This window comes from Parasediminibacterium sp. HNIBRBA5674, from assembly GCF_056745525.1.
In genome coordinates this window covers 71,530-78,373 of sequence record NZ_JBQWIE010000019.1, presented here as the reverse complement: position 1 = coordinate 78,373, position 6,844 = coordinate 71,530, and the positions used below count along the sequence as shown (strand labels likewise).

At 34.2% G+C, this 6,844-nt stretch carries 10 protein-coding genes; all 10 read right to left on the bottom strand.

The genetic code is table 11. The features are described from left to right. Nucleotides 1-117: 117 nt before the first annotated feature. Nucleotides 118-879: a hypothetical protein gene (locus ACT9TX_RS10925; protein WP_481338324.1), complete on the bottom strand. Its 762-nt coding sequence runs from the start codon at nucleotides 877-879 to the stop codon at nucleotides 118-120. 82 nt (nucleotides 880-961) lie between these two features. Next, complete coding sequence (locus ACT9TX_RS10920) at nucleotides 962-1,411, bottom strand: CPBP family glutamic-type intramembrane protease (RefSeq protein ID WP_481338323.1); 450 nt, start codon at nucleotides 1,409-1,411, stop codon at nucleotides 962-964. 80 nt (nucleotides 1,412-1,491) lie between these two features. Then, nucleotides 1,492-1,680 (bottom strand): hypothetical protein, encoded by a 189-nt coding sequence (locus ACT9TX_RS10915; RefSeq protein WP_481338322.1) that lies wholly within the window; start codon nucleotides 1,678-1,680, stop codon nucleotides 1,492-1,494. 17 nt (nucleotides 1,681-1,697) lie between these two features. Continuing rightward, a complete protein-coding gene (locus ACT9TX_RS10910) occupies nucleotides 1,698-1,901 on the bottom strand; it encodes a hypothetical protein (RefSeq protein WP_481338321.1) in 204 nt (67 codons plus the stop codon). Nucleotides 1,902-1,925: 24 nt separating this feature from the next. Then, complete coding sequence (locus tag ACT9TX_RS10905; RefSeq protein WP_481338320.1) at nucleotides 1,926-2,303, bottom strand: hypothetical protein; 378 nt, start codon at nucleotides 2,301-2,303, stop codon at nucleotides 1,926-1,928. A 13-nt stretch (nucleotides 2,304-2,316) separates the two neighbouring features. Next, nucleotides 2,317-4,470 carry a peptidase domain-containing ABC transporter gene (locus tag ACT9TX_RS10900; RefSeq protein WP_481338319.1) on the bottom strand — a complete coding sequence of 718 codons (2,154 nt, stop codon included), beginning with the start codon at nucleotides 4,468-4,470 and terminating at the stop codon, nucleotides 2,317-2,319. Between the two features lie 153 nt (nucleotides 4,471-4,623). Next, nucleotides 4,624-5,802 carry an HlyD family secretion protein gene (locus tag ACT9TX_RS10895; RefSeq protein WP_481338318.1) on the bottom strand — a complete coding sequence of 393 codons (1,179 nt, stop codon included), beginning with the start codon at nucleotides 5,800-5,802 and terminating at the stop codon, nucleotides 4,624-4,626. A 30-nt stretch (nucleotides 5,803-5,832) separates the two neighbouring features. Further along, nucleotides 5,833-6,222 (bottom strand): CPBP family intramembrane glutamic endopeptidase, encoded by a 390-nt coding sequence (locus ACT9TX_RS10890; RefSeq protein ID WP_481338325.1) that lies wholly within the window; start codon nucleotides 6,220-6,222, stop codon nucleotides 5,833-5,835. Nucleotides 6,223-6,433: 211 nt separating this feature from the next. After that, a complete protein-coding gene (locus ACT9TX_RS10885; protein WP_481338317.1) occupies nucleotides 6,434-6,613 on the bottom strand; it encodes a hypothetical protein in 180 nt (59 codons plus the stop codon). Nucleotides 6,614-6,630: 17 nt separating this feature from the next. Further along, nucleotides 6,631-6,825: a hypothetical protein gene (locus ACT9TX_RS10880; RefSeq protein WP_481338316.1), complete on the bottom strand. Its 195-nt coding sequence runs from the start codon at nucleotides 6,823-6,825 to the stop codon at nucleotides 6,631-6,633. Nucleotides 6,826-6,844: the final 19 nt, after the last annotated feature.

Sequence of the window (6,844 nt, the reverse complement as noted above, 5' to 3'; positions counted from 1 at the left end):
AAATGTTTTCTATCCAAAACGTTCGCCTTTACTTAATAAGTATGCAAAAAATAAATTTAGATGCGTTTGCCCTGTTTTAAAAGCAGGTAAGCCTAATATATAGAAAAAAGGGGGCTTTTAAGCGTTTGGTGGTGGTGTTTTAGCTGCTTTTTTAGCTTTTGTAGCAGTAGTAGCGCTGATGGCTTTTTGGGCAGCTACAAGTTTGCTAAAAATAAAACCGCTTTGCTTGGCTTTATCTTCTTTTAAAAATCTTGCTGCTACGGTAGCTACGCTCATCACATCGTCATAAATATCGTTAAATGTATTTATCGCTTCGGCAGTGTTGGTAGGTTTTGCGGTTTTGTAGGTTTCTTGTGTTACGTTGGTATTTTTAAGGGCATCAGCAAAGCTTATTACCGCTTCTAGGCTGCTTGCTTCTGTGCCTTTGGTGGTTATTTCTGTTTTTAATGTGGCACTTAGGTTTTGCTTTATGCTGTATAGTAAATTAATAAGGGCGGTTTGGCTTTTGCTTTTGTAAGCATCTTGATAGTAGGTTTTAAAGCCCAATGTTTTTAAAATTTCGTCTCTACGTTCAGGTACTTTTTTAAAGTCAGCCACAATTTGCGTGTTTATTTCGCCTAAAGTGGTTAATGCTTGCTTTTGAATGGCTTCTACTGCCTTGGTAGCATTACGTAAGTCTTTGGCATTATCTACCCCAAGATAGGTTTGTATAATGGTATCAATGCGTGTTTGTAAATTAGGAAAAAAAGGATTGGCCCAAATGCTACGTTTGGTTAGTAAAAAAGGCAAATTGGCAATGGCATTTTCAACAATAGTTGACAATACTATCAGCATAATAGCATCGGATGTAGTGTATTTTCTTGTAACTTCTGTAGGCATGGTATAATGATTTTGGTGTATTGCTAAAGTAAAACAAGATTTTTAGATATAGAAATATTTTGAGGGAAATTTTTAGCAATAATTATAAATGATTAACTAATGAAACAAGTGTATTATAAAATAGGTGAATTAAGTAAACGCTTAAAACGGGACTATTATCATCTTTCTTTCTAACATAAAACATGTATGCAAGTAAGCAGCCTGGCGCAATCATATAAGCCATATAGTACAAAGAGTAAGTATGAGATATTGCAAAAGCAAAGCCAGAGATTATTATGTATACAATGCCCAATTTATTGTTTAACCATTTATCAAACAAGCGAACAATATAAAAAATAAGAGCTTGGAAAATTAGTGTTTCAATAATTGGTACAGCGACTATAGCTATTGCTATTTCTTCATAAATATTTTTAGGTTTATAGCCTTTCATATCTATGTTTTTTAAAAAAACATTTTCCACAATAAATGAGTAAGCAAGGCTTGCAAGGCTAATTAGAAATAGTATGTGGATTTTAAGTTTTTTTGTTGTCATTTTAATCATAAGTTCATGTACAAAATATAATCAAGTTTATAAATAGGCTGCCATTACATATGGCAGCCTACAATTTTAAATTAGTCTGTTACGTATTCCCAGTTAACCAAATGTGTTAACCCATGCATAACATAATACCCAACCCAATAAGCCATCGATTTTCCGTTTATTACACTTGGTAGCTCTGAACCTCCATTAATAGATAAAAGTTCATTTTCTTTTAGATCTACAAGTCCATAATTTTTAACTGTTAAATCATTCTTTGTCATAACTTTTTGTTTTGTAATTAAGAAATTTTATGTGTTGATTGATACTGTTTAATGGCTGCTTTAGCACCTGCTGAGAGGTCATCCCAATTATCGGCTACCCACCAAACTAAAGCACCAACAGGACCAGCCCACCATGGGAACTCACCGCCATCAATTTCAATCATTTCGATTTGATTCATAGGCATTAAGCCCATTTTGTTTAAATCCAATGTTTGTGTCATTGTTTGTAAATTTAATTTTTAAGTTTAAATACCCCACTCTTTTTTAGGCAGGTTCGTATCATCTCCTGTACCAACGGCCATTGATGCTACAAAGCTATTTTGCTCCACTCTACAAAAAAAGTAGTAAGCAACACCACCAGAAATATTTTTTATTTCTTCATCATTTAGCTCTTGCAATAGCAAGCTAGCGGCTATTTTAAAGGGTCGAGTATAATAGTAACTTTCTCGTTTTCGGCAGTAGGCTATGGGTACATTTTGTAATCGTAGGTCATCAACTATACAGTATAGGCGGCTTTCACAAATACCTAGTTTAGTAGCTAATTGCTTGGGTGTACCAGTTTTTTCGCTACTTAGCATTTTGTGTAGCTTATTTATCCGCTCTATATAAACTGTCAGCTTCATAATTATGAATTTATCAAATGGTTAAATCGTTCCAATAATTGCTGTACAAATTTTTAGTTGCCAATAGTTGCTCATGCGTACCTTGTTCTAATAGCTTGCCTTCTTTCAGCACAATAATATGGTCGCAATTTTTTATAGTAGCAAGGCGGTGGGCAATGATTATGATGGTTTTACCCTTTTGCTTAAACCAAGCCAGGGTGTTTTGTACTTTTTGTTCATTGGTAGGGTCAAGGCTAGATGTGGCTTCGTCTAATATCAAAATATCTGGGTTACGGTACAATGCTCTTGCAATGGCTAGCCGCTGCTTTTGACCACCAGATAAGTTAGTGCCTTGTTCGCTAATGATGGTATTATAAGTAGCAGGTAATTGTTCTATAAACTCATTAATACCTAGCAGGGTAGATAATTGTAAAATGCGTTGTACATCTGGCTCAAACTCGCCTACTGCAATGTTTTCTATAATAGTACCTGCAAATAAATCAACTTGTTGTGGTACAACACTAATGCGTTGCCTTAGGCTTTTATTACTGATGTATTGTAAGTCTAAACCACCAATGGTAATATTGCCTTCTTTTAATGGATATAAATTTTGCAGTAATGATAGCATGGTAGATTTACCACTGCCACTCTCGCCCACTATACCAGTACTTTCGCCTTTTTTAATGGTTAATGATAAATTTTCAAATACCATTGCTCTTGTACCATAGCGAAAACTGATATTGTTAAAATGTATGTCGCCAATTAGTTCAGGGGTTAATTCAACTTTATTCTCGTTACTTGCTTCAGTCTCTAAATCTATAATTTCAAATAAGCGGTCGGCAGCAATAAGGGCATCTTGTATGCTTTTATTTGCCCCAATTAGCGATGCAGCAGGCCCTGTGAAATAGCCTATTAATGCATAAAATGATAGTAACTCACCAGGCGTAAGCTCTCGGTTAATAACAAAGTAGCTGCCCGCCCACAACAACAAAATGGTGAAAAGCTTAGTAACAAAATCGGAACTAGTGCCAAGGTATAAACCATAAATACTGCTTTTATATACTGATTGTAATAGTTGTATAAATTTATTTTCGGTTCTTATGTTGGTGTATTCTTCTAGGCCAAACCGCTTTACTGTGCCTACCGCATTTAGGCTTTCTACTAACTGTGTTTCTAAGTCAGCAGATTGCTCCATTAAAGTTCTATTCCATTTTTTGTTTACTTTATTGCTAATAATGTAAACCACTATATAAATGGGTACAATGCATAACATGATTACTGCCAATTTCCAGTAATACAGAAACATTAAACCAATAGAAAAGCAGACTATTAAAATATTTACAACAATATTTAAAGCCACATCATTAATAAATATCCTAATCTTTACTGCATCGTTTACACGGCTAATAATTTCGCCCACACGCATGGTATCAAAGAAACGTTGTGGCAGTTGTAGTAAATGTTTGTAGTAGCCTAGTATTAATCTTGCATCAATCATTTGCCCAGTTTGTAACCCTAAAACGGTTTTAAAACCACCTATAAAAGTTTGAAAAACAAGTATTACTATCATTACACAACTTAGCAGGTTGAGCAGTTTTATATTACCATCTGGTAATACAAAGTCAATAATCTTTTGCATGTAGATAGATGAGGCTAGCCCTAAAACCGTGTAAACTACCGCACCAATTAATGCCTGTAGCATAATGCTGGTTTGTGGGTGTAACAGTTGCCAAAAGCGTTTAGTATTAGATGTTTTATTGTTTGCTTTTTGAAAGCCCTCATCTGGCAATAGCAACACAATTACGCCGCTCCATTTTTCTTTAAAAAAGTCTAGTTTTTCTTTGTGTGTATCACCATCACCAGGATCCATATACACAATATGCGTAGCCGTTACCTTATACACTACCACATAGTGATGTAGCCCATTTTTTAGAATAACATGCGCAATAGCAGGTAATGGAATTTTTGCTAAACTATCTACTGCACCTTTTGCTCCTTTGGCTTGAAAGCCTAGTTTTTCAGCAGCTTCAATTAGGCCTAATACATTAGTACCTCGCTTGTCAGTACCTGCAAATTGGCGTATTCTACTTACTGGTAGTTTTAACTGATGGTGTGCAGCAATAGATGCAATACAAGCTGCCCCACAATCGGTAATATCCCGTTGTTTAATTTTAATAATACGTTTCAAAAATTATATTTTAGAAGGTGTTGTAAATTCTCAAGGCAACCCTCATTACGAGGCACGTAGCAATCGGCAAATGAATATGATGGTCTCATAACAATGCAGACTGCTTTCCCGATTAACGGGACAAGCTGCACCTCGCAGTGACGGATTTTTAAACTAAGCTTGTTTTACTGGTGAAGTAGGATTGAGCCAGTCATCTATTTTATCCCACAATAATTGCCACATACTTCTTCTAGAAACCATAAAGCGGCATTGAAAAGTGAGCCCTTTTTTTAATTCGCCACTGTAACCATTTTTTAAGTGTAGCTGTGTGGTATCGAAACTGCAACGTACTTTAAACACAGGTTTATTATCAACCACAGTATAATCGTTATCAATGCTTTGTACCTTACCAGTTACAATACCAAAATAATTATAGTCAAATGCATCTATTTGAAATCGGGCTTCTTGGTGTAGTTTTAAAAGCCCCACATTATTGGCAGCTACATAACACTCTGCTATTACTATACCCGATGGTGAAATATTACAAATTACATCATTGGTTTGTAAATAGCCACCTGCATAGCGGTTATTAATACCTTGAATAACACCACCTGTAGGCGCTTTTACTTCGTAATAGCTGGCATCTGTACTTATTTGGTTGCTTTGTTGTTGGTATTGAGATAGCTCTAATTTGTACCTAGCTAAATCTTGCTGCCAATTGCTTAGTTGTTCTTGTATTAGTGCCTTACGGCTGGCTTGTTGCCGTTGTTCCTGCATTTGAAAGTCGAAAAATTCTTTTGGGCTTATTACTTTGTCTTTAGCAAGAATGGTATTCATTTCCAATTCTTTTACTGCTTTTTTTAGCAGTATATCCTGTTCTGTTTTTTGATGTAAAAAGCGTGTTACCTGTTCTTTATATAAAGGTGACGAAAGCTGATTAACCAAGCTTTGTAATTCTGTACTTTGTTTATAAAAATCGATAGCACTTAATACTTGTAGGTCTTTAATAAACTGCTGTCTTTGAGTTGTTTCAAAGGTGTTTAGTAAGGTTTTGCTTTTGGTGCTAGGGTCTTTTAAACTGAGTATTATAGCACCTTGCTGTATTGTATCACCTTCTTTATAATTTAATTGGCTGATAATACCGCTAATAACTGGCTTTACTTCTGTACGTTCGCTAGTAGGCCTAATAATACCGCTACTACGTACCGAAATATCAGTATAAATAAATGGTAATGAGGCAAACACACCTGCCAAGCCAATTATTAACAGCAAGTAGAGCAGATAGCTACTACTTTTTACTTTGGGCAGGTAGGCGATGGCTGTGTTTTGGGTGTAAGAGAGTGGTATTAACACTAATTCAATTATATTTAGTAATAAAAAATATCAAGTGAAGTGATTAGCCAAAAAGCCAGTTAAATTATAGACTGAATGACATAAAAGAACATAATAGATTGGGTTTGATTTTTTATCACGTATACACAAATACAAAAAACTATATAAAAAACCAGATATACAAGCTTTAAAAAAATATACCAAATTATATGTGTGTAAAAGACCAAAAACTAAAGAACATATAAATATTATATGAAAATATTTTTTAGTTTTTATTTCCAAAATTTTTATTAAAAAGTGTTGAAATAAGTAAGTTTCAATTATTGGTGCTATTATAACAACTAAGATAAATTCTTCATAGACTGTTGAAAAACTGTAGCCCAAACTATTGGTCTTTGGAAAAAGAAATGCGAAGAGAAAAGATATTGAAAGATCTAGCATATAGACATATAGTGCAATGATACTACTTCTAGTGTTTGACAAGTGATTTAAAAATAAACTTCGCATAATTAAATATTTTACAATAACAGCCCAGTTATCTGGGCTGTCATAACCATGTAAAAGCAAACACTATTTAGTATTTGACATTATTGTACTTCAGAGAATGAAATTTATATAAAACGTATACTTCATTTGTGCAGTGATATTAGAGCTATTTCTTTAATCCGGATGGTAAAGATTGTTGATAAGCCCCTCCAGCTACACCAATTTCATATATTGCATGGGCAACATAAGCCACTCCAAAAGCAATATCATAAAAGAAATTACCGCCGTTTACTAAATTCTTCTCTTTAGTAGACAATTCCTCTAATCTAAATTTTGATAAGTCCATTTTTTAAATTTTAAAAGTTATTTAAGTGCGTTCCATCCATCTACTAATCCTTTTTTTATATCATCCCAATGATCTACAATTTCTTTAGCAGCTGCTGCGTAGATTCCACCTTTTAACCATGATGGCCAGTCTAATCCTCCATCTGTAGTCATCATTTCAACTTCATTCATAGGCGTTAAGCCCATTTTATTTAAATCTAATGTTTGTGTCATTTTAATTAAGTTTTTTTAT

What these genes read in the sequence shown, in the direction of transcription:
- ACT9TX_RS10925 (WP_481338324.1), bottom strand. Translation starts at nt 879, where the DNA reads ATGCCTACAGAAGTTACAAGAAAATACACTACATCCGATGCTATTATG.
- ACT9TX_RS10880 (WP_481338316.1), bottom strand. Translation starts at nt 6,825, where the DNA reads ATGACACAAACATTAGATTTAAATAAAATGGGCTTAACGCCTATGAAT.
- ACT9TX_RS10885 (WP_481338317.1), bottom strand. Translation starts at nt 6,613, where the DNA reads ATGGACTTATCAAAATTTAGATTAGAGGAATTGTCTACTAAAGAGAAG.
- ACT9TX_RS10905 (WP_481338320.1), bottom strand. Translation starts at nt 2,303, where the DNA reads ATGAAGCTGACAGTTTATATAGAGCGGATAAATAAGCTACACAAAATG.
- ACT9TX_RS10920 (WP_481338323.1), bottom strand. Translation starts at nt 1,411, where the DNA reads ATGACAACAAAAAAACTTAAAATCCACATACTATTTCTAATTAGCCTT.
- ACT9TX_RS10890 (WP_481338325.1), bottom strand. Translation starts at nt 6,222, where the DNA reads ATGCTAGATCTTTCAATATCTTTTCTCTTCGCATTTCTTTTTCCAAAG.
- ACT9TX_RS10915 (WP_481338322.1), bottom strand. Translation starts at nt 1,680, where the DNA reads ATGACAAAGAATGATTTAACAGTTAAAAATTATGGACTTGTAGATCTA.
- ACT9TX_RS10910 (WP_481338321.1), bottom strand. Translation starts at nt 1,901, where the DNA reads ATGACACAAACATTGGATTTAAACAAAATGGGCTTAATGCCTATGAAT.